At 52.1% G+C, this 26,528-nt stretch carries 23 protein-coding genes; 17 read left to right on the forward strand and 6 right to left on the reverse strand.

Annotated features, from left to right (window positions below; genetic code table 11):
- Positions 1 to 135: 135 nt before the first annotated feature.
- The 3 genes from meaB to mce form a co-directional block, all read right to left on the reverse strand.
- Positions 136 to 1,125, reverse strand: a complete 990-nt coding sequence (gene meaB / locus HP555_RS09535) for a methylmalonyl Co-A mutase-associated GTPase MeaB (RefSeq protein ID WP_199261899.1) — start codon at positions 1,123 to 1,125, stop codon at positions 136 to 138.
- A 93-nt stretch (positions 1,126 to 1,218) separates the two neighbouring features.
- On the reverse strand, positions 1,219 to 3,366 hold the full coding sequence (scpA, locus tag HP555_RS09540) for a methylmalonyl-CoA mutase (protein ID WP_199261901.1): 2,148 nt from the start codon (positions 3,364 to 3,366) through the stop codon (positions 1,219 to 1,221).
- A 165-nt stretch (positions 3,367 to 3,531) separates the two neighbouring features.
- Complete coding sequence (gene mce / locus HP555_RS09545; protein WP_199261903.1) at positions 3,532 to 3,942, reverse strand: methylmalonyl-CoA epimerase; 411 nt, start codon at positions 3,940 to 3,942, stop codon at positions 3,532 to 3,534.
- Positions 3,943 to 4,872: 930 nt separating this feature from the next.
- Here mce and HP555_RS09550 point away from each other — a divergent pair.
- Positions 4,873 to 5,436: a cob(I)yrinic acid a,c-diamide adenosyltransferase gene (locus HP555_RS09550; protein WP_199261905.1), complete on the forward strand. Its 564-nt coding sequence runs from the start codon at positions 4,873 to 4,875 to the stop codon at positions 5,434 to 5,436.
- 158 nt (positions 5,437 to 5,594) lie between these two features.
- On the opposite strand, the gene HP555_RS09555 is transcribed toward HP555_RS09550, so the two are convergent.
- On the reverse strand, positions 5,595 to 5,813 hold the full coding sequence (locus HP555_RS09555) for a hypothetical protein (RefSeq protein WP_199261907.1): 219 nt from the start codon (positions 5,811 to 5,813) through the stop codon (positions 5,595 to 5,597).
- A gap of 494 nt (positions 5,814 to 6,307) precedes the next feature.
- Positions 6,308 to 7,390 carry an IS5 family transposase gene (locus HP555_RS09560; RefSeq protein ID WP_199261908.1) on the reverse strand — a complete coding sequence of 361 codons (1,083 nt, stop codon included), beginning with the start codon at positions 7,388 to 7,390 and terminating at the stop codon, positions 6,308 to 6,310.
- Between the two features lie 222 nt (positions 7,391 to 7,612).
- Between HP555_RS09560 and HP555_RS09565 the strand changes: the two genes are divergently transcribed.
- From HP555_RS09565 to HP555_RS09575, 3 genes are all read left to right on the forward strand, one after another.
- Positions 7,613 to 8,701 (forward strand): CoA transferase subunit A, encoded by a 1,089-nt coding sequence (locus HP555_RS09565; RefSeq protein WP_199261909.1) that lies wholly within the window; start codon positions 7,613 to 7,615, stop codon positions 8,699 to 8,701.
- A 92-nt stretch (positions 8,702 to 8,793) separates the two neighbouring features.
- On the forward strand, positions 8,794 to 9,591 hold the full coding sequence (locus tag HP555_RS09570) for a CoA-transferase subunit beta (RefSeq protein WP_199261910.1): 798 nt from the start codon (positions 8,794 to 8,796) through the stop codon (positions 9,589 to 9,591).
- Positions 9,592 to 9,732: 141 nt separating this feature from the next.
- Positions 9,733 to 10,383 carry a ferredoxin--NADP reductase gene (locus HP555_RS09575; protein WP_199261911.1) on the forward strand — a complete coding sequence of 217 codons (651 nt, stop codon included), beginning with the start codon at positions 9,733 to 9,735 and terminating at the stop codon, positions 10,381 to 10,383.
- A gap of 298 nt (positions 10,384 to 10,681) precedes the next feature.
- Here the strand turns inward: HP555_RS09575 and HP555_RS09580 are convergent, their stop codons facing one another.
- A complete protein-coding gene (locus tag HP555_RS09580; protein ID WP_199261913.1) occupies positions 10,682 to 12,058 on the reverse strand; it encodes an NAD(P)-dependent oxidoreductase in 1,377 nt (458 codons plus the stop codon).
- A gap of 236 nt (positions 12,059 to 12,294) precedes the next feature.
- Here HP555_RS09580 and HP555_RS09585 point away from each other — a divergent pair, with 236 nt between their 5' ends.
- The 13 genes from HP555_RS09585 to hypB all read left to right on the forward strand — a co-directional run bounded on the left by HP555_RS09585 (position 12,295) and on the right by hypB (position 26,526).
- Complete coding sequence (locus HP555_RS09585) at positions 12,295 to 12,828, forward strand: hydrogenase maturation protease (protein WP_199261915.1); 534 nt, start codon at positions 12,295 to 12,297, stop codon at positions 12,826 to 12,828.
- Positions 12,828 to 14,306: a 4Fe-4S dicluster domain-containing protein gene (locus tag HP555_RS09590; protein ID WP_332908658.1), complete on the forward strand. Its 1,479-nt coding sequence runs from the start codon at positions 12,828 to 12,830 to the stop codon at positions 14,304 to 14,306. Before HP555_RS09585 ends, HP555_RS09590 begins: the two co-directional genes overlap by 1 nt.
- 1 nt (position 14,307) lies before the next feature.
- Positions 14,308 to 17,394 (forward strand): FAD-dependent oxidoreductase, encoded by a 3,087-nt coding sequence (locus HP555_RS09595; protein ID WP_233249132.1) that lies wholly within the window; start codon positions 14,308 to 14,310, stop codon positions 17,392 to 17,394.
- A complete protein-coding gene (locus HP555_RS09600) occupies positions 17,391 to 17,813 on the forward strand; it encodes a hydrogenase iron-sulfur subunit (RefSeq protein ID WP_199261920.1) in 423 nt (140 codons plus the stop codon). The genes HP555_RS09595 and HP555_RS09600 overlap by 4 nt, the downstream gene beginning before the upstream one ends.
- On the forward strand, positions 17,810 to 18,766 hold the full coding sequence (locus HP555_RS09605; RefSeq protein WP_199261922.1) for an NADH-quinone oxidoreductase subunit B family protein: 957 nt from the start codon (positions 17,810 to 17,812) through the stop codon (positions 18,764 to 18,766). The genes HP555_RS09600 and HP555_RS09605 overlap by 4 nt, the downstream gene beginning before the upstream one ends.
- Positions 18,763 to 20,112: a Ni/Fe hydrogenase subunit alpha gene (locus HP555_RS09610; RefSeq protein WP_199261924.1), complete on the forward strand. Its 1,350-nt coding sequence runs from the start codon at positions 18,763 to 18,765 to the stop codon at positions 20,110 to 20,112. The genes HP555_RS09605 and HP555_RS09610 overlap by 4 nt, the downstream gene beginning before the upstream one ends.
- Before the next feature lie 130 nt (positions 20,113 to 20,242).
- Complete coding sequence (locus tag HP555_RS09615) at positions 20,243 to 20,494, forward strand: hypothetical protein (protein ID WP_199261926.1); 252 nt, start codon at positions 20,243 to 20,245, stop codon at positions 20,492 to 20,494.
- 159 nt (positions 20,495 to 20,653) lie between these two features.
- Positions 20,654 to 22,978 carry a carbamoyltransferase HypF gene (hypF, locus tag HP555_RS09620; RefSeq protein WP_199261928.1) on the forward strand — a complete coding sequence of 775 codons (2,325 nt, stop codon included), beginning with the start codon at positions 20,654 to 20,656 and terminating at the stop codon, positions 22,976 to 22,978.
- On the forward strand, positions 22,969 to 23,247 hold the full coding sequence (locus HP555_RS09625) for a HypC/HybG/HupF family hydrogenase formation chaperone (RefSeq protein ID WP_199261930.1): 279 nt from the start codon (positions 22,969 to 22,971) through the stop codon (positions 23,245 to 23,247). The genes hypF and HP555_RS09625 overlap by 10 nt, the downstream gene beginning before the upstream one ends.
- Positions 23,244 to 24,365 carry a hydrogenase formation protein HypD gene (gene hypD, locus HP555_RS09630; RefSeq protein ID WP_199261932.1) on the forward strand — a complete coding sequence of 374 codons (1,122 nt, stop codon included), beginning with the start codon at positions 23,244 to 23,246 and terminating at the stop codon, positions 24,363 to 24,365. Before HP555_RS09625 ends, hypD begins: the two co-directional genes overlap by 4 nt.
- A 20-nt stretch (positions 24,366 to 24,385) precedes the next feature.
- The gene (gene hypE / locus HP555_RS09635) at positions 24,386 to 25,402 is read left to right on the forward strand and encodes a hydrogenase expression/formation protein HypE (RefSeq protein WP_199261934.1); all 1,017 of its coding nucleotides are present in this window, start codon (positions 24,386 to 24,388) and stop codon (positions 25,400 to 25,402) included.
- A 25-nt stretch (positions 25,403 to 25,427) separates the two neighbouring features.
- On the forward strand, positions 25,428 to 25,814 hold the full coding sequence (locus tag HP555_RS09640) for a hydrogenase maturation nickel metallochaperone HypA/HybF (protein ID WP_199261936.1): 387 nt from the start codon (positions 25,428 to 25,430) through the stop codon (positions 25,812 to 25,814).
- A 4-nt stretch (positions 25,815 to 25,818) separates the two neighbouring features.
- A complete protein-coding gene (gene hypB / locus HP555_RS09645; RefSeq protein ID WP_199261938.1) occupies positions 25,819 to 26,526 on the forward strand; it encodes a hydrogenase nickel incorporation protein HypB in 708 nt (235 codons plus the stop codon).
- The last annotated feature ends 2 nt before the right edge of the window (positions 26,527 to 26,528 follow it).

Consider the following 26,528-nt stretch of genomic DNA (forward strand, 5'->3'; position numbering starts at 1 on the left):
AGAGAGCGTCAAGTAAATTCATCATACGACAACTCTGCCCATGGGAGATTATCTCTTTTTACCATAGGCGGTTCTTGTTAAATATGTATGTATCGGGTGGCCGGAGTTGTTTTAGTTGTACCCCAGCCGACAAGGTTACAAGAGAAGATCCTTGCCCAATATGGCCACCAGATCATCAGCAGCTCGGGTCGGAGCCATACTGCCTTCTTCAACGCGGCGTTTGATGTCAGGTAACAGTTTCTGAATTTCAGAATGCTGGTAAAACCAGAGTTCCAGGCCCTCATTAACAAGAAACCACATCCATGACATGGCCTGCTCCTGTCTTTTTTTATCCAGTTCACCGGAGGCGGTCATGATTTTTTTATGGCTGATGATGGTATTCCAGACTTCTGTGAGCCCGGTTTCCTCAAGAGCACTGCATGTCATAACTGGTGGAGACCAGTTCGGTGATGATGGCTTAACAAGGTGTAACGCAGTTTCATATTGCCGTTTGGCCAGCTTAGCGCGCATGATATTGTCGCCGTCAGCCTTATTGACCACAATGGCATCTGCCACTTCCAGAACGCCTTTTTTTATTCCCTGCAACTCATCACCGGCTCCGGCGATTTGTAAAACAAGAAAAAAATCGACCATTGAGGCAACCGTGGTTTCAGATTGGCCAACGCCAACGGTTTCGACGATTATGACGTCAAAACCCGCAGCCTCGCAGATGAGCATGGACTCTCTGGTTTTCCTGGCAACACCGCCGAGGCTGCCTCCGGAAGGAGACGGACGAATAAACGCCATGTCATTGACTGCAAGTTTTTCCATTCGCGTCTTGTCACCGAGAATGGAACCACCGCTACGCGTGCTGCTTGGATCAATGGCCAGAACCGCAACTCGGTGTCCCAGAGTGGTCAACAGGGTGCCAAAACTTTCAATAAAAGTACTTTTACCAGCCCCGGGGACACCGGTGATGCCAAGACGAACTGCTTTGCCTGTATAGGGCAGCAGTTCATTGATGACATTTTTGGCAATGTCCTGATGCAGGGGCAAAATACTTTCAATGAGGGTAATGGTTCGAGCCAGCATGAGGCGGTTGTTGTCGAGGACACCTTGGATGTAGTAACTGGGATCTTTATGCATATCTAACCATTGGTAGAGGTTTTTTGGGGGAACATACAAACGGACGGATTTTCGCCCGTCCGTTTGCAGTTGTACCAATATGCGGAGCTGTTACTACTTACAGTATTTTTCCTCAAGCATATCCATGACTTTACCAGCGGATTCGGTAATTGGAGTGCCTGGGCCGTAGATGCCCTTGCAGCCGGCATCATAGAGGAACTGGTAATCGCTTGGCGGGATGACACCACCGGCAACCACCATGATCTCTTCAGCGCCATTCTTTTTAAGCTCTCCAATGAGTTCAGGAACCAAAGTCTTGTGACCGGCGGCCAGTGAAGAGGCTCCGACAATATGGACATCGTTTTCAATGGCCATTTTAGCAGCCTCTTCCGGAGTCTGGAACATCGGGCTGATATCAACGTCAAAACCGAGATCAGCGTACGACGAAGCAACAACTTTGATACCGCGGTCATGTCCGTCCTGTCCCATTTTAGTAACGAGAATACGTGGGCGGCGACCGGTTTTTGCCATGAAATCGTCAGTGCGCTTGCGCATTGTATCGATTACTTGGGCAGAATCACTGCCGGCCTCGCTATACTCAGAAGAGTAAGCGCCGGATACACACTGAGTTGTGGCGACGAAACGACCGAATACTTTTTCCATAGCGTCAGAAATTTCTCCAACAGTTGCTCTGGCTTTAGCAGCAGCGATGGCTGCTTCGAGAAGGTTGTCTTTACCGGCGGCAGCTTTGGTGACAGCTTCAAGACAGGCTTGTGTCTTGGCATTGTCACGGGTCTTTTTGATATGATTGATGCGATCGATCTGCTCAAGTCGAACAGAATCCGGTACCTCGAGAATTTCGAAATCGAGCTTCTCATCTTTGAGGCGATACTTGTTGACACCAACGATTACGTCTTTACCCTGGTCGATACGAGCCTGGCGCCGGGCAGCGGATTCCTCAATGCGCATTTTCGGCATTCCGGTGGCAATAGCCTTTGCCATACCGCCCATCTCTTCGATCTCGTTGATGATTTTTTCAGCGCCTTCAACGATCTGGTTGGTCAGCCATTCAACATAGTAGGAACCGCCCAGCGGATCGGCTACACGGCAGATCTGTGACTCTTCCTGGATAATGATCTGCGTGTTACGGGCAATACGCGCCGAAAATTCGGTGGGCAGACAAACAGCTTCATCAAAGGAGTTGGTGTGCAGGGATTGAGTGCCGCCAAGGGCAGCAGACATGGCCTCGATGGTGGTGCGAATGATGTTGTTGTACGGATCCTGCTCGGTAAGAGACCAGCCGGAGGTCTGTACGTGAGTCCGCAGCATGGAGGATTGTGGTTTTTTCGGGTTGAACTGCTGCATCAGCTTGTACCAGAGGAATCGGGCTGCACGCAGCATGGCAATTTCCATGAAGAAGTTCATGCCAACGCCGAAGAAGAAGGACAGGCGCGGGGCAAAGGTATCGACATCCATGCCGGACGCCAAGGCGGCACGTACATACTCAACACCGTCGGCTAAAGTAAAGGCGCACTGCAGAACAGAGTCTGCACCGGCTTCCATTATGTGATAACCACTGATGGAAATGGTGTTGTATCTCGGCATATTCTTGGAACTGTATGCCATGATGTCGGAAACGATCCGCATGGAGGGCTCCGGCGGATAGATGTAGGTGTTCCGGGTGAGATACTCTTTGAGGATGTCGTTTTGAATGGTACCGTTGAGCTCTTCCTGTTTCACGCCCTGTTCTTCTGCCGCCCCAATCCACATGGCCAGAATCGGAATAACAGCACCGTTCATGGTCATGGAAACGGACATCTGATCCAGCGGGATTCCATCAAAAAGGATCTTCATATCCTCAATGGAATCGATGGCAACACCTGCTTTACCGATGTCACCGGAAACACGGGGGTTGTCGGAGTCATAACCGCGATGGGTGGAGAGGCTGAAGGCAACGGAGAGGCCTTTTTGTCCGGCAGCCAGGTTTTTACGGTAGAATTCATTTGAAGCTTTGGCTGTGGAAAAACCTGCATACTGACGAATGGTCCATGGACGACCGGCATACATGGTGGCCATCGGTCCCCGGGTATAAGGAGCCATGCCCGGGAACATGCTGAAGGATTCAAGATCCTTTGTGTCCTCTGCATGGTACATGGGCTTGATAGTGATTCCTTCCGGGGATTTCCAGTTCAAGGATTCCGGGCCTTTGCCCTTCATCTGCTTGGTGGCCAGTTCAATCCATTGATCATATGATGTTGCCATGTTGTCTACTCCTTGTTGTAAAATTTAGGGACATCCCAAGTTGATAAAAAAATAAACCGCACCGCCTACAGACACTTGCACGTATCAAATGTTGTGTAAGCGATTAAAGAGTACAGCGTCATTCAGACTTCCGTTGCCGCGAAAATCCGAGTGACGCTCAAACGGTTACATGCGCTGTGACAGTTCTACAAGGACCCCACCGGTCGCCTTGGGGTGGATAAAGGCGATTTTACAGTTGCCTGCACCAATACGCGGGGTCTCGTCAATGAGGGCAACGCCTTTTTCTTTTAATTCAGCAAGAGCTTCTTCGATATTCTCCACTTGAAAAGCAACATGCTGAAATCCGCCCCTGCCTCCGTTTTTCTCAATGAATTTAGCGACAGGACCATCGGGGGAGGTGGAAACCAGCAGCTCCACCTCACTCTCACCAACAGGGAAAAAGGCAGTGGTCACTTTTTGCTCCTCAACGGTTTCCGTCCCATGCAGTTTCAAGCCAAGAACGTCAGACCAGAATTTACTGCCTTCTTCCAAACTTTTGACTGCGATGCCGAGATGGTCAATTTTTAGAATCTTCATACTGTCAACTCCTTGTGTTTAATGTTTGAACAGATGGTTGATAAAGATCAGCACCACGATTGAACGTATAGTTTTGTTTCAATCCTTGTCATTATAACATGCTCCGGACAAGTACTCTTTGAATGATCAGTCTGCTGCAGTGTTTAGGATCTGTTTGGTAAAAAAAATCATAAAAAAAGACCGGAAAAAACAGAGTGGATATCCGTTTTTTTACCGGCCGATTTTTGTCTTGGTGGCGACAAATTTTTGATCGTTGTTTGAATCGAAGTTCTTGTCATGGGTGAAACCGATATCCTTAGGAGATTTTCCCGCAAGATTGTCGGGAAATTCAGTTTGTATCGCCGTAAAACAACACTTCTCTCTGTTGCCTGTCCAGGGAACCCTCTATCTTTTATGCGACCTCGTTCTTTTGCTGTCCAGTGTACCGATGTTTCGAGTTAAGTTATGCGGCTGGGCAGTTTGTCAGTAAGGAGACTTTTGTGAAGGTATGACAAACTTAACCCAACAGATACAAATAGACTTTTACTATTTAAGTATCATACTTTTGTCAATAGTAAAAGTATGTTGTGAACACATGCAGACAGGATGTTTCCTGGAAAAAGTACGACAGGTAAAGAATATGCAACAAATTGACAGGCAGCAGCGATCATTTATTTTGTTTGACCGGATTTGAGTGTTATTTTTCAAAAACGTAACTTTTTTGTTTGTGATTTCCCGGAGGTACTACCAGGAGGTGTCCATCATTATCTTGTGGATTTACAGTTTTTTGTGTACAACACAAAGCCGGATTTGAACAGGGATTTATGCAAAAAGCGCATTCATCGTGGAGTCGTTCCATGGTGCCGGGCAAGCGCCAATTTCAGCCTTTTCCATAGCATTTTGCGAGTAATAACCGGTCAGACATACAGTGTGCAAAACAGGAGTTACCATATGAAGGTATACACAGGCGGTGGCGACAAGGGCAAAACGAGTCTTTTTTCCGGTGAACGGGTACCCAAACACCATCTTCGTATTGAAGCGTACGGCGATCTTGATGAACTCAACTCACTCTTGGGAGTTGTAGCCTCTTCACTTCCGGAAGGGGAGCAGACACTGCATCAGGATTTTGATACCATTCAGGCTAAACTGTTCGTAGCCGGAGCCTGGCTGGCAACAGCCCATGACTCTCCATCTGTTTCTTATTTGACGCCGTTGCCGGAAACTGTTGTCAAAGAGCTGGAAGCTCGCATTGATGCGCTGTCTGAAACCCTTCCAGTCTTAAGAGAGTTCATCCTGCCGGGCGGCCAACCGGTTGCAGCTCTCTCGCATATGGCACGGACAGTATGTCGCCGCTGTGAACGCCGACTGACGGAACTCATCGAAAACATCAATGGAGATACTGCTGAGCTGTTGCATATCCTCGTCTATGTGAATCGACTTTCTGATTATCTCTTTGTGTTGGCCCGTTATCTCAACAAGCAGGCCGGTACAGCGGAAAAGGTTTGGAAAAAGTAGGTGGACCGACCCGTTTGATTGACTGAAAAAATATCGGCCCGGATCGGGCTCGGTGCCCTGGTTGTTGGTGTATCAATGTCAGGGTTTACTGTGACTGATATGCGGTTTTTCCTTATGATCGATTACCCGCAACCGTGCAGGAGCATTTGATCAGGTTGTCAGGTGTTTTTGTCATTTTGAGAAAACAGCTTTTCGCTCTCCTTGAGTCGGTAGTGTTCATAGCAGGTTTCGCAGATGATATTGTCATCCCGGTCGTATCGTTCCACCATAATATGGGGGTGAAGTAACGGCAGAGAGGCCTTGCAGCGATGGCACTTCAACTCTAATCCCGGCCGGCTGAGAAAAATGTGGCCGGTTTTGTCATGCTCGTCCTTCATGTCATCAAATCTCCTGATGTTTACTTTCGGAGGGAAGGTGCACTGGGGTGAGGGTATGGTCAGTGAAGCCGTAGGCTGACCATTTTGCACTGGATGATCTGTAAATTACCTGTTCAGTACAGGATTGAAAACTTCTTTTTTGGCCGTACCGGGCGGTTTTGGTCTGCCGCCAACAGTGCCCAGGTATTGGCTTTTCGGTGTTTACAGGTGGAAAGTCTTTAAAAATCAGCAGTATGAGTGGAGATAATTGTTCAATGTTTTGGTAACTTTAACAGCCGTTGTTGCTTATCAAAATAACTTGACAATGAATAAAGTTTTCAGTAATCATCAAAGACTAACAGGCTGTTGAAAAACAGGAAAACATGAGACAAGAGTTGTTTGTTTGCCCTTCGATAGCTCTTTGACAGTGAGCACTTGACCGTTTTTCGTCATGGTGTGTTGCCATTTTTTGTTTTCTGAGGCGCTTCAAGCCGCTCTGATGAGGATTTCCCCTCCTACCCGGAGGCAACTACCCCCAGATTACGCATTCGGACCATGTTGTAGGCTGCCGCTGAGAGCGTGAAGAGCCAGTCAATCTTTTCCTCACCCTTGTACCTGGCTTTGCGCAACCAGGCGACGGTCTTCATCCAGCCAAATATCTCTTCCACCCGTTTGCGTTTCTTCCGACTCACGGCATAACCTGCATGACGGGTGGTCCGGCCATCGATGGCGGAGCCTTTGACTTTCTGTGCTACATGTGGAGTAACGGTCAGGCTGCGCAGGTCATCGACGAACTCCTTGCAGTCATACCCTTTGTCCGCGCCGATGGTGACTCGATGTGTGCCCGGAATATCCGAAGCCATGGAAAGGGCGGCCTCGCGCTCCGCCGTCCCGGTTGCCTGGGTCAGGCGGGTATCGACGACCAAACCGTTCCGATTTTCCATCAGCACATGCCCCATGAAGCAGAGCCTGGCCTCCTTGCCTTTTCCTTTTCTGAACAGCCGGGATTCTGGATCGGTGACCGATGCGTGCGTGTCATTGCGACGCTTTTTCCCGTGGAAATCCACTGCCGGATTGCGGTTGCCGCCGGTAGAGACCGGAGGCTCCTCATCTTTGGGCCGAAAGCTCTTCAGCGATGCCCACGTTTCGATCAGTGTGCCGTCAACGGTGAAATGGTCGTCAGACAAGAGTCCGGCTGCCTCGGCTTGGGAACAGATGGATCGCAAGAACATCACCGCAAGATCACTGTGCAGAATGCGCTCCCTGTTTTTGGAATAGACGGAGTGATCCCAAATTGCTTCATCCATGGACAGGCCGACAAACCAGCGAAAAAGAAGATTGTAATCAAGCTGTTCCACCAACATCCGCTCGCTCCGGATCGAATAAAGGATTTGCAGCAGCAGGGAGCGAAGCAGTTGCTCGGGCGGAATCGATGGTCGTCCTGTTCGTGAGTAGAGTTCCCGAAACACGGGAGAGAGTTCCTTCAGCGCTTTATCAGCCATGATTCGGATAGGGCGCAGGGGATGCGTTTGGGGAACCCGGGATTCGGGGGAGAGATAGCTGAACAATTTTTGTTGCTGAATGTCAGGACCGCGCATATTTCCACCTGTTTGTCAGTTATTCCAATTGGTTGGATAATACACGGTATTGTTTTACATGTCCCGTTGTTTATGAGTTTTTCAACAGCCTGCTAACGTCCATACGAGTTGGAATTTTCCGGATGCCATCAGTGCACGGAAGATCGAAAACTTCGCTGGTCAGCGAAGTTGTCACAGGTCAGGGTGGACCATTGTGTACTAACAACGTAGAGGAGGTAACTGATGGAGACAGGCATCAATTCAAGAATTGTCGAGACTACTCAGGTTTCGAAAGACGTGCTGGACAAACAGGCAGCGCGGAAAAAGAATTTCGAATACTGGGGTTCGACACCGAAACAGGCGCGTGCTGCTGCTGTGGCCAAGAAAAAAGGCCTCATCGATAAGCGCACAACCATCAAGGAGGCTGTAGACAAATACGTTAAAGATGGAATCAACTTAGGTGTTGGTGGATTCGTCAACACCCGCGTTCCAACTGCCATTACCTGGAATATTGTTAAAAAAGGCGTCAAGGATCTCACCCTGTCCTTCCAATCCAACTCAATATGCATTGAATGGATTGCCGGCGCTATGATTGCCTTCCCGGACATGGTCTCTCTTAAACGAGTTGAACTCTCCTGGTGGGGATACGAGATTATCGGTATTGCTCCAATTTTACGTTATCTGGCCTCCAACGGCATGATCGAGCTGGATGACTACACAAACTATGGAATGTCCGTTCGTTTTAAAGCGGGCTCCATGGGGATCCCCTTTATTCCTACCCGTGATCACGGCGGTTCCGACATGGAGCTTGTTAACCGTGGTGCCATGATGAAGTGCCCCTTCAGTGGCGACAACACCTATCTCGTTCCTGCCTGTAACCCGGATGTGGGGATCGTTCATGCCACAGCCAGTGATATGTATGGCAATGGGCGGATCTTTGGTGCGCTGTGTACTTGTCCGGAAATTGCCCAGGCAGCCAGCCACACCATCATGAGTACAGAAGTTGTCATTCCCAACGAGTCCATTCGTCAGTATCCGAACCTCACGGAAATTCCGTACCCGGTCGTCGATGCAGTCTGTGAGCAGCAATTCGGCAGCTGGCCGGGCGCTGTTTATGGTATGTACTGGTTTGATATGGAGCACTTCCATTATTTCCGTGGCCTGGGTGACGAATTCCGGAAAACCGGTAATGCCGACAAACTGAAAAAATACTATGAAGACTACTTCTTCGCCTGCGATACCTGGGATGATTTTCTCGCCAAGATAGTACCGCATAAGAAGCTGGTCCAGCTGCGGAAGATGGATGGTCAGCAGCCGATAATCCTTACCTGATACAGAAAACCGAATGTATTTCGTAAGATCTTCGGTACATTAAGCCAGAACCACACAGGCTCGAGACAAGCAAACAGGAGGTTTACAATAATATGACGGCTCCAGTAGAAGTATCCCCTTTTGAAATGATCGCCTACACAGGTTCACGGGTATTGGAAGACAACACTGTGGTGTTTGTAGGCACCGGTCTGCCCATCATAGCAGCAATGCACGCGCAGTTAACCCATGCGCCGAATCTTAACATGATCTTTGAAGCAGGTGCTTTTGCTTCTATCCTTGAGCAAGGGATGCCCATGTCGGTCGGTGATACCCGCGCTTTCCGTAAGGCTTGCTTTGCCAAGGGGCTTTGTGCCGCCTTTGAGTTAACCCAGAGAGGATATTCCGACTACGCTTTTATTGGTGGTGCCCAAATCGATCAGTTCGGTAACGTCTGTTCCACCTATGAAGGTGGCGATTACCTGAAACCAAGAGTTCGTTTTCCCGGCTCTGGTGGCGCAGGTGCTATGGCTGCCAACTGTGAGAAGACTATTGCTATTATGGCACTGGAAAAACGACGTTTTGTCAAAAAAGTCGATTTCATCACCAGTATCGGTTTTGGCGACGGCTCTCCGGACTATCGGGAAAAGGCAGGTGTTTTAGGTTCGGGCCCCTATCGCGTCATCACCAACCAGGCTCTGTTCGGCTTTGATAAGGCAACCAGAAAGATGATGTTGCTTGAGTATTTACCGGGCAAGAGTCCTGAAGCTATTCAGGAACTGGTTGACTTTGAATTGATAATTGCTCCTGATGTCAAGGAGATGGCTCTGCCGACAAAGGAAGACCTGGAGTTGTTGCATAACCAGTGCGATACAGAAGGGTTATTCCTGAAAAGAAAGGTTGTTGAAAAGTAAAGTTGCAACAGCGTTAACCACTACAAACACCGGACAGAGATTTTGTCCGGTGTTTTTTTTTGCCTTACAGACGAACCTCTATGGCCCTGTGGTCAAAGTGTAAACAACCAAAAAATCGAATCCAGGTGGATAGGTGGGAAAATGGAATATTCGGTGCGGGTGCTGGAGCGAACGTGGTTGAATTCGGAAACCTTTGAGCTTACCTGCACCCGACCGGAGGGTTTCGCCTTTGCGGCCGGACAACATGTTCGTCTTTCGTGTGATGATCTTGAACGAGAGTATACAATTGTGTCAGCAACGCACGAGCCGTTTCTCCGCTTTCTCATCAAACGTGTGCCTGGCGCCGGCTTAAGTGCACGGCTTGCTGAGATCATGATGCACGGTTTGCTGCGCCTAGGTAAACCAACCGGCTATCTAACCTTCCAGCCCACTGATAAAACCAGTGTTTTCATTGCCACCGGTGTGGGTGTGGCCCCGTTTGTCGCCATGGCGGCAAGCGGGGTGCATGGCTTTATTTTGCTTCAGGGAGCAAGGGATCATTCAGGCCTGTTCTATCGTCCTCTGTTAGAGGGGGCGGCACTGACCTGGGTGGGATGTTTGAGTGGCGAGGATACTGCAAGGCGGGCAGGCAGTATATTTCATGGACGGGTATCGACGTATGTCAGTGACCACCTGCCTCATGGAAACTATACTTTCTATCTCTGTGGATCGCATCCGATGATCCACGATATGACCCATCTTCTCGACGAAAGATATCCTGCCGCCCGAGTCTATAGTGAAGCGTACAGTTAGTCCTCCTGCCGGGGGGAATGTTATCGAAGATCTGCTGTTGCCGCGGTTTTCGTTCAAAGAGATTTTTGACACCTACAGTAAGTGAGCTGTACATGCAGTTGAGGGTACGTCACTTAGCATGCTCATTTTAATATATCGCTGACATCAAGTTACACCGCAGCCGGTTGTACACCTGTTGTGTGCTGCACAGTATCTAAAAGGTAATTGACGGCATTTCCGGCTGCCTGTGATTGTTCCTGCAAAAAACTGTTTTAGAAAAATTCACGAGCTTCTTCTTGCTGCATGTGTTGAGAGATGCTTAGAATCTTCCCTGCATGTACCTGTGCATGGATTCTGCAGCATCCAGTCCTTGACACACCGCTTTGGCAACTGTCTGCGGGCCAAGTACGGTGTCACCACCGGCAAAGATCCATTCAACATTGGTCTGCAGGGTCACCGGGTCGACCACATACGTTCCTCGAAGATTCGTTTTCACAGGCACTGTCCCATCGTGCACGGGGATAACTTTTTGGCCGACTGCAGCAATTAAAACCTCTGCATCCAGGATAAATTCCGTCCCTGGAGCCGGCACCGGTTGATGCCTGCCTGTCTGGTCAGGATCGCCCGGTTGCATGCGGATGAACTCAACAGCTGTCAGTTGATTGTTCCTGCTGATGATGCGTGTTGGCGCTGCGTGGAAAAGCAGGGTAACGCCTTCTTCCTCAACATGTTTGATTTCAACAAGTGAAGCCGGCATCTCCTCACGGCTGCGACGGTAGACAATGGTCACCTCCTTCCAGCCTGATCGCAAAGCAACCCGTGCCACATCAATGGCAACATTACCGCCCCCGATCACCACAACCTTGTCACCCAGGGCAATTTCCCGGCCGGTGAGTATCTGGCCGAGATAGTCAATCCCGGACATGACCCCCTGCGTATCGAGTTCGCCTTCCAGCCCGAGGCGACGACTTTCATAAGCTCCAATGCCCAGAAAGATTGATGCATACCCCTGCTCGCGCAGTTCAGAGAGGGTGATATCACGGCCAACCGTGATGCCGGTCTTAACGTTCACACCACACTGCTGGAGGGCATAGAGTTCTGCGCCAATAATATTGCGTGGCAAACGATAGTTAGGAATGCCCACGCTGAGCATGCCGCCAAAGACCGGCAGAGATTCGTAAACAGTGCAACTGTAGCCTTTTTGCGAGAGTGAATAGGCAACGGTGATGCCGGCTGGACCAGAGCCGATGACTGCCACTTTGATGCCATTGCCTGGAGCGCAGCGCGGTGTAAGATTCTTGCCATTGATGATCATCCAGTCGGCCAGGAAGCGTTCGAGCAGACCGATGGCAACCGGCTCGTCTTTTTTGGCGCGGATGCAGGCTCCTTCACATTGAAATTCGTGGGGGCAGACCCGTCCACAGATTGACGGCATGGAGCTGGTTTCCCGGATGGTCCAATAGGCTTCTTCAAATTTTCGTTGACGGAGCAGATCGATGAATCGCGGAATATCGTTTCCTATCGGACAGCCAAGCACGCAGAGTGGTTTACGGCACTGCAAACATCGTTGCGCCTCCAGAATGGCGGTTGCCTCGTCAAATCCTTTTGATACCTCGTCAAAGTTATTTAAACGTTCTTCCGGATCGAGTTCCCGTGGTTTTTGCCGGGGGATGGCCAGCTGTTCTCTGATATTCATAGCATGCGCCCTGTTGCTGTGCGTGGCTGACGATGGGTTCGAGAGCCGAAGCGATTGATACCTGTATCGTTTGTGGACGATGAGAATAAGTATGGCTTACATCTACCAAATTTTATTGTTTTGTTCTTGTGTTTTATAAAAGGAGATTAATCCGTTTCTTGTTCGCACATGTTCGGATGCTGCCTTGTACTTTAAGCTTGCAACGCATGCGAAAACAGTGGCATATAAGTACTATTATGCACATCTCGCACAAAACAAACACGCTTTCTTTCACACCTGCTGTGGTTATTTTTGGTTGCGGCAACGTCTTACTCGGAGATGACGGCTTTGGTCCGGCTGTTATCACTCGTTTACTCGATTTTAACCTGCCTGCATCGGTGTCGACGGTGGATGTGGGTACCGGCATTCGGGAATATCTGCTTGATTACCTTATGCTGCCGGAGCTTAGACCGGCTTTTCTGATCGTGATTGATGTTGATGTGGAAGGGGATGGGCCGCCTGGTGAAGTACGGGTCTGTTCTCCGGTTGATCTGCCCGCCCGCAAGATTCACGATTTTTCGCTGCATCAGTTCCCCACCGTCAACCTGTTGCGGGAGCTGCAGGAAGTAACCGGTGTACCTGTTGCTGTGCTGTTGGCCCGACCACCGGTTCCCATGGATGGTTTCGGGCTTGAGCTGTCGCCGGTGATAGCGGCTGCTGTGGAACCGGCCTGTCAGCAGATCTGCAGACTTATAGCTCCCTTTGTTGCCCCGGAGGCGGTTCTGTCATGATCTACGAAGCCAAAGTTAATGACTTGGCCGAAGAGTTTGGCGTTCATCGCAACACTATCCGCAACTGGATCAATACCGGGGTGCTGCCTGCACAGCCAGGGCCGGGACGCCGCTACCTCATCCAATGGGTTGACTATAAACGGTTGTGTGACAAGTACGGCAGGCAACCACGGATTGTGCCGGATGCTGATCCGACCATACAGACCGATCCGTATCCTGCGATCCCCCGATCCAGTACCTCAACCCACCCTCCGGTACGACTTGAAGGAAAAGCCGGCAACTCCTTGTATTCCTCGCCCGCCCTTGCCGACCTGTGTGTCACCTGTGGCTCCTGTGCCGGAGCCTGTCCGATTTCCGGGATCGATGACCTGGATCCCCGTAAGATTGTGCGTATGGCTTTTCTCGGCCTGGAAGCCGAACTGATTGAAAGCGACTGGCCGTGGAAATGCTCGCTATGCGGTAAGTGTGAAGTCGTCTGTCCCATGAATATTGAGATCGTGCAGCTGATGCGTCGTATCCGGGCCCAACGGGACCGGGACAAGGTGCCGGCCGCAGTGCAGAAGGGGGTGATCACCTGTCTGGAAAAGGGGAACAATCTCGGAATTCCCAAAGAGGACTTTCTGATCTTGTTAAAAGGCCTTGGCAAAGAGCTGGCACAAACCTCCTGTCCTGGTTTTGTGACGCCGATCGACGTGCGTGGAGCGCGTCTTCTGGTCACCATCAACTCCAGAATCCCCTTTGTTGAACCTGACACACTGAGCTGGTGGTGGAAGATCCTGCATGCAGCCGGTGAGTCGTGGACGATCTCCTCGGAGTACTGGGAGGGTGCTAACTGGGGAATCCATGCAAGTGACTACAAGGCCATGCGAACCATTGTCAAGCGCATCATCGACAATGTAGAGCGACTCAACTGTAAGGCCCTGCTGTTACCCGAATGCGGCCATGCCTACTATGCCACCCGCTATGCCCTTGAACGATGGTTTCCTGAAGCACTGCAGCAGTTCAAGATGTATACGCTGTTTGATTTACTCCTTGAATACCTCAACGAACAGCGTATCCAGCTTAATCCGAAGTTACACACGAAACAGACAACATTTCACGATTCATGTAATTATGGCCGCCATTCCAAAAAGACGTTCGGGCAGGATTATTTTGCAGAAGCCCGTATTCTGACCCAGGCCTGCTGCAAACGCTATGTTGAGATGACTCCAAACCGGGAAGACAACTACTGCTGCGGGGCCGGTGGCGGCGCCTGGGCCGATCCGTTCAGGGCGGAACGTGTGTATCACGGTCGACTGAAGGCGCGCCAGATCAGTGAATCCGGTGCAAAACTGGTGGTGACCGCCTGCCTGAATTGCCGGGACCAGATTCAAAGTGCTCTTAACCGTGAATTCAATCTGAGGGTCGAAGTGCAGTACCTGTGGGAGTTGATTGCCAACTCTTTGGTTTTGCCTTCACCCGATTCTGAGAATGGATGAAATGTCTGCACAGGTCATGACCGGATCAGTGGTGGTGGTGGGGGGCGGGATCTCTGGAATGCAGGCAGCGCTTGATCTGGCTGACTCCGGTTTCTTTGTGTATCTGGTCGAGAAAACCGGGGCCATAGGCGGTGCCATGCCTCAGTACAACAAGGTGTTTCCCACCAATGACTGTTCCATGTGTATTATTGCCCCGAAACTGGTTGAATGTGGTCGTCATCCTAATATTCAGATAATGACCCTTTCAACGGTTACTGATGTTCGCGGCAAGGCAGGTGATTTTACGGTACGCATTTGTGAACATCCCCGTTATGTCGATCTGAAAAAATGTATCGCCTGTGGACAGTGCAGTGCCCACTGTCCACAAAGTGTTGACGATTCGTTCAATTTCTTCATTGCCAAACGCAAAGCAATCTATATCAAGTATCTGCAGGCAGTTCCTCTTAAATACCAGATCGACCCGGACGCCTGCATTCGTCTGCAGGGGAAGGGGAGATGCGGGATATGTGCCGAAATATGTCCACCCGGCGCCATTCATTTCAACGATCGGCAACGAGAACACCAACTGCAAGTCGGTGCCGTGGTCATGGCTCTTGGTTTTCAGACCTATGATCCCACTGGTGCCAAGGTGTGGGGATATGGGGTCTATCCCAATGTTATCACCTCTTTGCAGTTCGAACGGTACCTCTCGCCCAGCGGTCCCACCGACGGTGTGCTCACCCGTCCATCCGACCACATGCCGGTCAGGCGGATCGCCTTTCTGCAGTGTATCGGCAGTCGTGATAAAAATCGTTGCACCAACGAGTACTGTTCCACGGTCTGTTGTATGTATGCCATCAAGGGGGCAATGACCGTTAAAGAGGGAAATCCGGAACTGGAAGTGGCCATCTTCTATACAGACATGCGCACACCGGGCAAAGAGTTTGATCGATATTATGAACGGGCCCGCAGTGAGTATGGCGTTCGTTTTATCCGTTCACGCATTCATGGGGTGGAGCCGCAGGGGGATAAAGGCGATCTGCGGCTGCACTATATCAACCCCATGGGCAAGCAGGTTGAAGAACTGTTCGACCTGGTGGTGCTGTCAGTTGGTCTGGAAACTCCTGATACCATGGTCCGGCTCGCTGAAAAGATCGGCATCCATATGACGCCGGATCGGTTTGCCTCTATTTCCGCCTTTATGCCGGTGCACACGTCACAAAAAGGTATTTTTACCTGTGGTGCTTTCAACGGCCCGCGTGATATCCCGCAGTCGGTTATCGGTGGATCAGCGGCGGCGGCAAGTGTTGCGGCGCTGTTAACGTCAGTTCGTCATAGTCAAACCAGCAGTTTACCACCGTTACAGGAACAGGATGTCAGTGGTGAAGAACCACGGATCGGGGTCTTTGTCTGTCATTGCGGCACAAATATCGCCGGTGTGGTTGCTGTCGAAAAAGTGGCCGATTTCGCGGCAACCCTGCCCAATGTGGTTCATGTTGCCCGGAATCTTTTTACCTGTTCCCAGGACACCCAGGATCTGATTATTCAGCAGATTAAAGAGAAAAGACTGAACCGGATTGTGGTTGCGGCCTGCACACCACGGACTCATGAGTCTTTGTTTCGCAAAACCATCAAGTCGGCGGGTATCAATGAGTATCTGATTGAAATGGCCAACATCCGCAATCAGAATGCATGGGTGCACAGCCAGGAACCGGAAGCCGCCACAAACAAGGCAAAGGGCCTGATCCGCATGGCAGTGGCCAAGGTGAGCGGCCATGTGGCCCGCAAGCCGCTGCGGCTGCCTGTGGCTCCTGCAGTGCTGATCATTGGCGGCGGGGTGGCCGGGATGACGGCGGCGCTCAATCTGGCGGAGCAGGGATTTCATGTTCATATTGTTGAAAAGACGACTCAACTGGGTGGTAATGCTCTGCACCTTTTCCAAACCTGGAACGGTGAAAATGTGCCGCAGTATCTTAAAAAGTTAAAGGAGGCTGTGCAGCAACACCCACTGATAGAGGTGGCCTATACCAGCACTGTCAGCTCGGTGAGTGGTTATGTGGGCAGCTTTGCCACCACTGTACGTACCGGCACCAAGCGAAAACGTGTCATCAGGCACGGTGCCATCATCATCACCACCGGTGCCAAACGATATATCCCTGAAGAGTTTGAATACGGGAAAATACCCAAGGTGGTTGCCTCGATAGAGTTTGACAAGTTGCACATGCATAATGAGACCAGGGTGGCCAACGGGAAGACCTTTGTCTTTATTCAGTGCGTGGGTTCGCGCAATACTGAGCGGCCCTATTGTTCCAAATCCTGCTGTACCCATTCAATCCAGAGTGCCATCAAGCTGAAAAAAGAAGTGCCGTCACGCCGGATCTATATTCTGTACCGTGATATCCGCACGTATGGACAGCGAGAACGAATTTACATCCAGGCCAGGGAACTTGGTATTGTCTTCATCAACTACGAACTGCACGGACCGCCCAGAGTCAGTAAGACAGACAGCGGCGTGCTGGTCGAAGTGTGGGATCATGTCCTGCATCGGCCACTGGAGATTTTGGCCGACGTTGTTATCCTGGCTGCGGCCATCCTTGCTGATCCGGATGCCGATAATGTGGCCAAACTGTTTAAGCTGCCACTGAACTACGACGGGTTTTATCAGGAGGCGCATGCCAAGTTACGGCCTGTTGAATTTAATGTTGATGGTGTTTTTGTCGCAGGTCTTGCCCACTATCCCAAACCGCTGGAAGAGTCCATATCCCAGGCTCTGGCTGCTGCAGCCAAGGCAGGGCGCTTACTGGCACGTCAAGAGATCTCCCTGGAACCCACCGTTGCCCTGATAGATCCGGAACGATGCGACGACTGCGGCATCTGTGTGGATGTCTGTCCTTTCGGAGCCATAAAGTTCATCGATTTAAAAAAGAGTGATGGTACAATACGTCCAGTAGTGACTGTTGACCAGGTCCATTGTAAAGGCTGCGGTATCTGTCAGGGGACCTGTCCTAAACGGGGTATTGGTATTGCCGGTTTCACCCATGCGCAAATTGAGGCGCAGATTGATGCTGCCCTGGCAGAGGAGCATGAGGTGGCAGAGGTGAAGACATGAAGAAAGATCCGCTCATCATTGCCTTTTGCTGTAACTGGTGCTCTTATGCTGCCGCTGATCTGGCAGGTGTTTCCCGGCTCCAGTACCCGGGATCGATCCGTATTATCCGGGTGATGTGTTCCGGCATGGTTCATCCGGATATGGTGTTGCACGCTTTGCAGAAAGGCGCTGACGGGGTAATAATTGCCGGCTGTCACCTCGGTGAATGCCACTACATCAGAGGCAATGAGATAGCCCTGGCCCGGGCGGAAATCCTTGTTGAGACCCTGGAGGATCTGGGGTGGGAAAGTGACCGGTTGCAGATTGTTCATGTTTCCTCATCCGAGTCGGAGCGATTGGTGCAGGCTTTTTGCGATATGCATAAACGGCTTGAGGCGTTGGATCAGACTGATTTTGCTGCAGTTGAGGCAGACGAGTGAAAGGCAGGAGACGACCACGGCTCAGTTTTGTTTGGTTACAGGCCTGCTCAGGGTGTGAGATCTCCCTTCTTAACAGCGGTGAGCGGTTGCCTGATCTTTTAAACAAGGTGGAGATCGTCTATTTTCCTCTCCTGATGGATCGTAAGTGTGGAGGAGAAGGGGAGTTTGATCTTCCTGAAGCTGATGTCGGTTTTGTGTCCGGAAGTGTTTCCAGTGACGAACACCTCACCCTTCTTTATGCCCTGCGTCGCCGATGCAGGACGCTGGTCAGTTTTGGCACCTGCGCCACTCACGGGGGCATTCCGGCTTTACGTAACCGTTGGTCAGCGGAGGCTACCCTGGAAACGGTTTTTCCCGGTACACCGGGTCAACCAACACTGCCGGCAGAGGTACCCGCTCTTCTGGATCGGGTGTACAGTGTTGATGAAAAGGTACGGGTCGACTTTTGTTTACCCGGTTGTCCGCCTCATCCTGAGACGATCGCTGCAGTGATTGAAACGCTGGTGACCGGCGAGCAGCCGCGACTGCCCGGTAAATCCGTTTGTGAAACCTGTCCGACCATTCGTACCGGCGAGATGCACCGGACTGTACGCCGGTTTTTAAACAATGCGGAGTACAATTCTGAAGAGCCGGTTGAGCGGATGCGATGTCTGCTTGAACAGGGCCTCCTGTGCATGGGGCCGGTGACTGTCGGAGGATGCGGCGGCCCGGCCACGCCTCTCTGTGTGCAGGCCCGGGTCCCCTGTCGGGGGTGTTATGGTCCGGTTCGATCTGAAGGCAACCAGCTGCTTGATATGCTCAATGTCCTTGCCAGTCATGGTGTTGATCATCGTTCGATTGTTGATCGTCAGTCATTGCTGCGCTTCAGCGGTGCCCATGGTCTGCTTCGATCGGTCAGGAAAACAGAGGGAGTTGTTCTTATGTCTGAAAAAGGAAATAAAAAATCGTCATGACACAGGTAATCACTATCCATCCTGTGACGCGCATTGAAGGCAATGCCCGTATTGACATTCAGCTCGATGCTGCAGGCGAGGTATGTGATGCCCGGGTCGGGATCAGTTCCCTGCGCGGGTTTGAGCAGTTTGTTGTGGGGCTGCCTGCTGAGGAGATTCCGCGGATTGTTACCCGGATCTGCGGTATCTGCCCGTGGATGCATCATCTGGCAGCGGCCAAGGCTGTTGATGCCTGTTTTGGAGCGTCGCTGCCGCCGGCCGGTCATCTTTTACGTGAGCTGTGTCAGGTACTTGCCCATATCCACGATAAAATCCTCCATTTTTTCTTTTTAGGCGCACCGGATTTCCTGATCGAACGGGATGCTGATTATTCGGTGCGAAACATCATGGGGCTGGTACAGCAGCAGCCCGAGTTGGCAGCCCGGGTTGTCCGTATGCGGCAGCTGGGGCAGGTGATGCTGGAACGGCTGGCCGGTAAGGCCATCCATCCGGTTGCCGCGGTCGCCGGCGGCTTTGCCAGGCCTCTGGGGAAGAGCGAGCGGGAATCGTTGTACCTTGACGGGCAACAGCTGCTTGATTTTGCTTGTTTTGCCTTGGAATTTGCGAAAAAAGAGGTGTTTCCTCAATTTCTCGAGGTCTTTGCCCCGGTAGGAGCCATTACCACCGGGTTTCTTGGAACCGTTGATCAGTATGGTCATCTTCGTTTATACGATGGAACACTACGGTTGATGCATCCGGATGGACGCGTGGAGGAGTTTGCAGCTCCGGCGTATGAACAGGTGCTTGCTGAGGAGGTTGTTACCTGGTCCACTGCCAAGGTGGTGTATGCCGGGTCGTGGGGTGAGGGACTTTCCTTAGACCCCGCCTCTCCCAAAGGCGTGTACCGGGTCAATACCCTGGCCAGGATCAATGTCTGTGATCAGATCGCCACACCACGGGCACAGGTCGAACTTGAGGAGTTCCGCAGTCGTTTCGGTCGTCCGGCGCAGCACAGTTTACTGTATCACTGGGCCCGGTTAATCGAACTTGTTTACGCCTGCGAGCGTGTTCTTGAGCTGCTGGGGGATGAGCGTATTGTTGATCCGGTGGTGCGCGCCCCCGTTACTCCCCAAGCCGGCCGGGGAGTCGGCCATGTCGAGGCACCCCGCGGCACCTTGATTCATGACTATACCACAGACGAAAACGGCTGTATAACCAGGGCCAATCTCATTGTCGGCACCACCCACAACATTGCCCCGATGAATGTCAGCGTCCGTCGGACAGCAGCCAGTTGCATTCAGGCCGGCAGGGTTGATGATGAGATTCTCAACCGGATTGAGATGGCGGTGCGGGCCTATGACCCGTGAATTTCCTGCGCAACGCACCGCCTGGATGGCGGGCTTTCTCTGCAGGTGCGCCTGGTTGATCACCGGGGAAAAACAGTGTGTACACTCCAGCGCTGATGGACAATAATCTTTAAACGGGCAGGAAAACAGGATGAGTGATCAAAAGGAGCGCACTCCCTATCAGGTACGGGTCGAGGCACCCAGTTGTGCCTGCGGGTTTGTTGGACACATGACAGCCGACGAACTGAAGCAGCGGGCTGTCCACGATGAGGTGGATCTGTCCTGCCCGGTATGTGGTCTGATTCATCTCAGTCGTGAGGAGATAGATGATCTGGAAAAACAGAAGATCATTTACACGAAACGGTACCGGGAGCTGCAGCGGCAGGCTGAAGCTGAGCCATGACAAACAGACGAGATACAGTGTCGGCAGGTTACCTGTGGGTGATGATCGGCAGTGGAAAAAAGAATGGTGAAAACCGATCCTCCCTGCTAAACTGGCCGCCGGTTGTCACTGCTTTGTTGAGCTGCAGATTTTTTCTTTCTCTTTTCAGGGATCGTTGGCATGGCTACCGTTCTTGCTCAGTCTGTTCACGTTGAAACGCTGCATGTTTTCGTTCACGGGATTGTGCAGGGCGTAGGGTTTCGGCCGTTTGTTTATCGATTGGCACAGCGTTATGGGGTAACCGGTAACGTGAGAAACAACGAAGAGGGGGTCGCCATTGTGGCAAGTGGTCTGCCGGAAGCATTGCACGCCTTTGTTGCAGCTCTTGAATCTGATGCGCCTCCGGCGGCCCGTATCAACCGTATCGATATCCATCCTGTTGAAGAAGCGGCGAACGATCAGATAGAGCAATCCTTTCATATTCTCCCCAGTTGCACCGGGCAGCGGCCAAGCACGCAGATTGCACCGGACATGGCTGTCTGTGCCGACTGTTTACGTGAGATCCTTGATCCTGCGGATCGAAGATATCAGTACCCCTTCACTAACTGCACCAATTGCGGTCCCCGGTTTTCCATTGTCAGCCAGGTTCCCTATGACCGCCCCAACACCTCCATGCACCGTTTTGCCATGTGCGCTGACTGTTCCCGCGAGTACCATGATCCTTTGAACCGCCGCTTTCATGCCCAACCCAATGCCTGCCCGGTATGCGGTCCTCAGTTGAGCTGGCACGACTGTACGGGTCGGGCTGTGGCAGGCGACTGTCTTAAGTCAGCGGCCCTGGCCCTGGCAAACGGCCAGGTGGTGGCTATTAAGGGGTTGGGCGGTTTTCATTTAGCAGCGGATGCCTGCAGTGCACAGGCGGTTACTCTGTTGCGACAGCGGAAGAACCGGCCCTCTAAACCGCTGGCCATCATGGTCAGGGATCTGGAAACAGCAGCCTCTTTTGCCTCTATCAATGCGGCAGAGGCAGCGCTTTTGTGCTCTTCCGAACACCCGATCGTTCTTCTTGCCTGTCGCAAGAAAACCGCACTGGCTGCTGAAGTGGCACCGGGCATAGGCACGATCGGAATAATGCTGCCGTACACCCCCCTGCACGCACTGTTGCTGGCACAGCCGACAACACCAAAAGCCTTGGTCATGACCAGTGGCAACCGAAGTGATGAGCCGATCTGCATCAGAAATGAAGAGGCATTGCAGCGGCTGCAGGATCTGGCGGACTGGTTTCTTCTCCACAATTGTGACATTGTCACCAGGGTGGATGATTCGGTGGCACGGATCATGGCTGGTCAGGTTCGTCTGCTGCGCCGGGCCCGTGGTTTTTCTCCAATACCTGTTGCCTTACCTGCTGCCACTGCAGACATCCTTGCCTGCGGTGCAGAGATGAAAAACAGTTTCTGTATTGTTCGCAACAGTGAGGCCTATCTGAGTCAGCATATCGGTGAGTTGACCAGTACGGAAAGTTACGACTTTTATCAGGAAAGTATTGAGCATCTTCAGCAGGTGCTCGGGTTTGTTCCTGAACAGACGGTCTGTGATCAACATCCGGACTACTTAAGCTCGGGCTATGCACATGCCCGTCATGCACACTGTCAAAAGGTTCAGCATCACCATGCCCACATCGGGGCGGTGATGGCTGAACAGAATGTGTCCGGCCCGGTGCTGGGTATTGTCCTTGACGGTGCAGGCTACAGCGGCGACGGGACCGTGTACGGCGGTGAGGTCTATCTGGCTGATCGCAACGGCTATACCCGTTTGGCCAGACTGTCCCATCTGTTGCTGCCAGGTGGTGATCAGGCCGCGGCACAACCCTGGCGCATGGCTCTTTCTCTTTTGTATCAGCACCTGGGAGAACAGGCTTTGTCAGCAGAGTTCCAGCCGCCTGCTTTACTGGCCATTGAGCAGACTCATAAACAGTTCATCGGCCAGATGATGCTGAAGGGGCTGCACTGTCCGCAGACATCCAGTTGCGGCAGGTTGTTTGATGCTGTTTCTGCCCTGCTGGGGCTCTGTCTGTATAATGACTATGAAGGCCAGGCAGCCATGCTTCTTGAAGAGCAGGCCATGTCGGCCGGTGATGAGGTGCCGTCTGCGTATCCAGTGACTCTGACAACAGAAGCTGGTGTGTTGATTATTGAAAGTTCACCCCTGGCTGCGTTGATCTGCGCAGACCTTACAGCTGCCGTGCCCGCTGCAGTGATCGCGCGTCGGTTTCATCAGTGGCTGGTCGATGCACTGGAAACGGTCTGTGTTGAACTACGGGAGCAGACCGGCATCGACAGGGTGGTTTTATCCGGTGGCTGCATGCAGAATAGGTTGTTATTGGAAACGCTGATCAGGCAGATGCACACGAGAGGTTTTTCGGTCCATGCTGGGGCATTGGTGCCGATGAACGACGGGGGAATTGCCCTGGGCCAGGCGTTTATTGGAGGTTATGTATGTGTTTAGCCGTACCTATGCAGGTTATTGCTCTTCAAGGCGGTAGTGACGAGTTTTTTGATCCTCCGGCAGCAGTGGTGGAAAGCGATGGCGTGCGCAAGAAGATTAGACTGGAGATGACCGATCGGTTGCCGGAGATTGGTGAATATGTGATTATTCACGCCGGTTTTGCCATCCATACCCTCACCAGGGAAGAGGCGGAGTATAATCTGAGTCTGATGCGCCGGATGGCAGAGGTTCTGGAAAAAGAGGGTGAACTCCCCGGAGAGCCGCAGTGAACTGGATTGAAGGCTTTCGCAGTCAGGAGGTGACCGCTCCTCTGGTTGAGGAAATCAACCGCAGTGTCAGACAACCGGTCCGATTGATGGAGGTCTGCGGCACGCACACCATGTCGATTTTTCGACATGGTATCCGTTCATTACTTCCTGATGAGGTGCAGTTGCTCTCCGGGCCCGGGTGTCCGGTGTGTGTGACGCCGGCCGGCCAGATTGATGCCTTTGTTCAGGCCGCAGACATGGAGAAGGTGATTGTCGCGACCTTTGGTGACCTGATTCGCGTCCCGGGATCCAGCCGGTCCCTTGCCCAGGCACGTGCTCAGGGAGCCCGTGTTGAGGTGGTTTACTCACCTATGGATGCTCTGGCTCTTGCTCAGCAGCACCAAGAACAGACCGTGCTCTTTCCTGCCATCGGTTTTGAGACAACAGTGCCCGCCATCGCTGCCACCTTACTGCAGGCCAAACGGATGGCTGTGAAGAATTTTGTGATTGTTTCGGCCGGCAAAACCATGCCTCAGGCCCTGGAAACCCTGATGGCTGATCCTCAGTTGCAGGTGGATGGTCTGTTATGCCCGGGCCATGTCAGCGCTATTATCGGCAGTGCCGCCTACCAGCCTCTGGCGGAAAAGTACGGTCTGGCCTGCGCTGTTGCCGGTTTTGAACCTGCTGATATTCTGGCAGGTATCCTGACCCTTGTCCGCTGTATACAGCAAAAACAGGCCACTGTTGAAAACTGTTACACTCGGGCGGTCAGTACCCGGGGCAATGCGCGGGCGCTTCACCTGATCAATGAGGTGTTTGAGCCGGTGGACAGCGAGTGGCGCGGCCTGGGAATGATTGCAGCCAGTGGTCTGCAGCTGCGGCCGTCGTATCAGTGTTTTGATGCTGTTCAGCGCCTTGGACTTGACGTGCAATCAGTACCAGATCCAAAAGGATGCTGTTGCGGCGAGATCCTCAAAGGAAGGGTGCTGCCGCCGGATTGCCCGCTGTATGGGCGCGGTTGTACTCCTCTTCAACCGATTGGACCGTGTATGGTATCCAATGAAGGCACCTGTGCGGCATTTTACCGCTTTAGTGAGGTAAAACGTCCCATGCAGGCATCGGATACAGTCTCATCATAATCGCAATCCCAACAGGTTTTATGAAAAGCAATGCAACTGTCAGTCTCGATCATGGTAGCGGCGGCCTTGCCAGTCAGCATCTGATTGGTGAACTTTTTCTCAAATATCTGACCAGCCCCCTGCTGCACGATCTAGAGGACTGCGCTGTCCTGGGAGAATATGCCGGCCGCATCGCCTTTTCCACGGACAGCTATGTTGTTGACCCTCTTTTTTTTCCAGGGGGTGATATCGGTTCTCTGGCTGTGCACGGGACCATCAATGATCTGGCTATGCGCGGTGCCAGACCTCTGGCGCTCAGCCTGGCACTGATCATTGAAGAAGGGTTTCCCATGGAGCGGTTAGAGCGGGTTATTGCCTCTGTGGCCCGTTCTTCGCAAGATGTGGGCGCAGCGGTGGTTACAGGTGATACAAAGGTTGTGCCCCGGGGGAAGGCCGACGGACTTTTCATCAACACCACCGGTGTCGGCCTTGTCTCTCATCGGCATGATATTTCCGGAAAAAAGGCGCAACCCGGTGACGCCGTGCTTCTTTCCGGCACCCTGGCCGACCATGGTATCACCATCATGGGCAGTCAGGCCGGTATAGATATCGGCGGTGACATAGCCAGTGATACCCAGCCGCTGCACCGGTTGGTAGGGGCAATCCTGGAAAGCGAGACCGGTGCGGTCCGGGTGCTTCGTGATCCTACCAGGGGAGGGCTGGCAACAACACTTTGTGAGATCGCTGCGGCCTCGCATGTGGAGATCGTTATTGAGGAGAACCGCATACCGATTCGACCCGCGGTCAGAACCGCCTGTGAAATGATCGGGCTTGACCCGCTGTATCTGGCCAATGAGGGGAAGTGCATCATTATCTGCGATCAGGATCATGCAGAAGAGCTGTTGCAGTTGATCCGGCGCCTGCCCGAGGGCCGGGATGCAGCGTTAATCGGCTGGGTCCGTGATGATCGACCCGACAGAGTCAGCCTGGTAACGAGAATCGGCGGTTCCCGGTTGCTTGAACCGTTGACCGGTCAACCCTTACCGCGAATCTGCTGATGCTGGTAAACCATGGAGATTATTCATGCATGAGATGTCTCTGGCGCAGAGCCTGATTGAGCATATGCTTACCCTTGCCAGAGAGCACGGGGCCAGTCAGATTAACCGCGTGGTGGTTATCCTGGGACCGTTTTCCGGGGTGGTACGAGATTCCTTTGAGTTTGGCTTCAATATCCTCAAGTTGGAACAGGAACCCCTTCGGGAGACACTGTTGGTCGTGGAGTCTCCTGATCCGGAGTATGTCTGCCTTGATTGCGGCAAGCAGACGGTTTTTCCCTTTACTCTGCAGGAGGAGGGGATGGGGGCGGCGTATTACAACTTCGCTGCAAAAACATGTTCATGGTGCAGTTCCAAACAGCTTTCCCCAACGGGTGGAACTGAATTGATTCTTCATCAACTCGAAATGGAGTAGCATTATGTGTGATACCTGTGGCTGCCAACTGCACGAACATCATCAGCATGATCATAAAGTCGTTGAGGTCAACCAGAGCCTGCTGGAGGCCAATCAAAGGCAGGCGGCATCCAATCGCCGGCATATTGAACAGATGGGAGCCGTGGCCATTAACCTCATCTCAAGCCCGGGTTCCGGAAAAACAACCCTGCTGGAGCGCACCATTGACGCACTGAAAGACACTGTCCGCATCGGTGTTATTGAAGGTGACATCGAAACCGAGCGCGATGCCGAACGTATCCGGGCCAAAGGCGTGCCGGCCGTGCAACTGACCACCGGCGGTGCCTGCCACCTGGATGCCCCCATGGTGCACGGGGGGCTGCATGTTCTTGAGCACTTTGCCAAGGGTAAGCTTGATCTCATCTTCATTGAAAATGTCGGCAACCTCGTCTGCCCGGCAACCTTTGATCTTGGTGAACATCAGCGGGTTGTTTTACTGTCGACTCCCGAGGGTTCCGATAAACCGGCCAAGTATCCGGCCACGTTCAGGAGCGCGGATCTGGTGCTCATTACAAAGATCGATCTTTTACCGTATTTTGACTTTTCCACTGATGAGGTCACGCAACAGACTTTGTTGCTCAAACCGGAACGGCAGATAATCAGCCTTTCCGCCACCACTGGCGATGGGTTTGATCAGTGGCTTGACTATCTGCGCAATCTGCCGGCCCGGTAAAC

The sequence above is a fragment of the Desulfobulbus oligotrophicus genome (genome assembly GCF_016446285.1).
GTDB classification, from domain to species: domain Bacteria; phylum Desulfobacterota; class Desulfobulbia; order Desulfobulbales; family Desulfobulbaceae; genus Desulfobulbus; species Desulfobulbus oligotrophicus.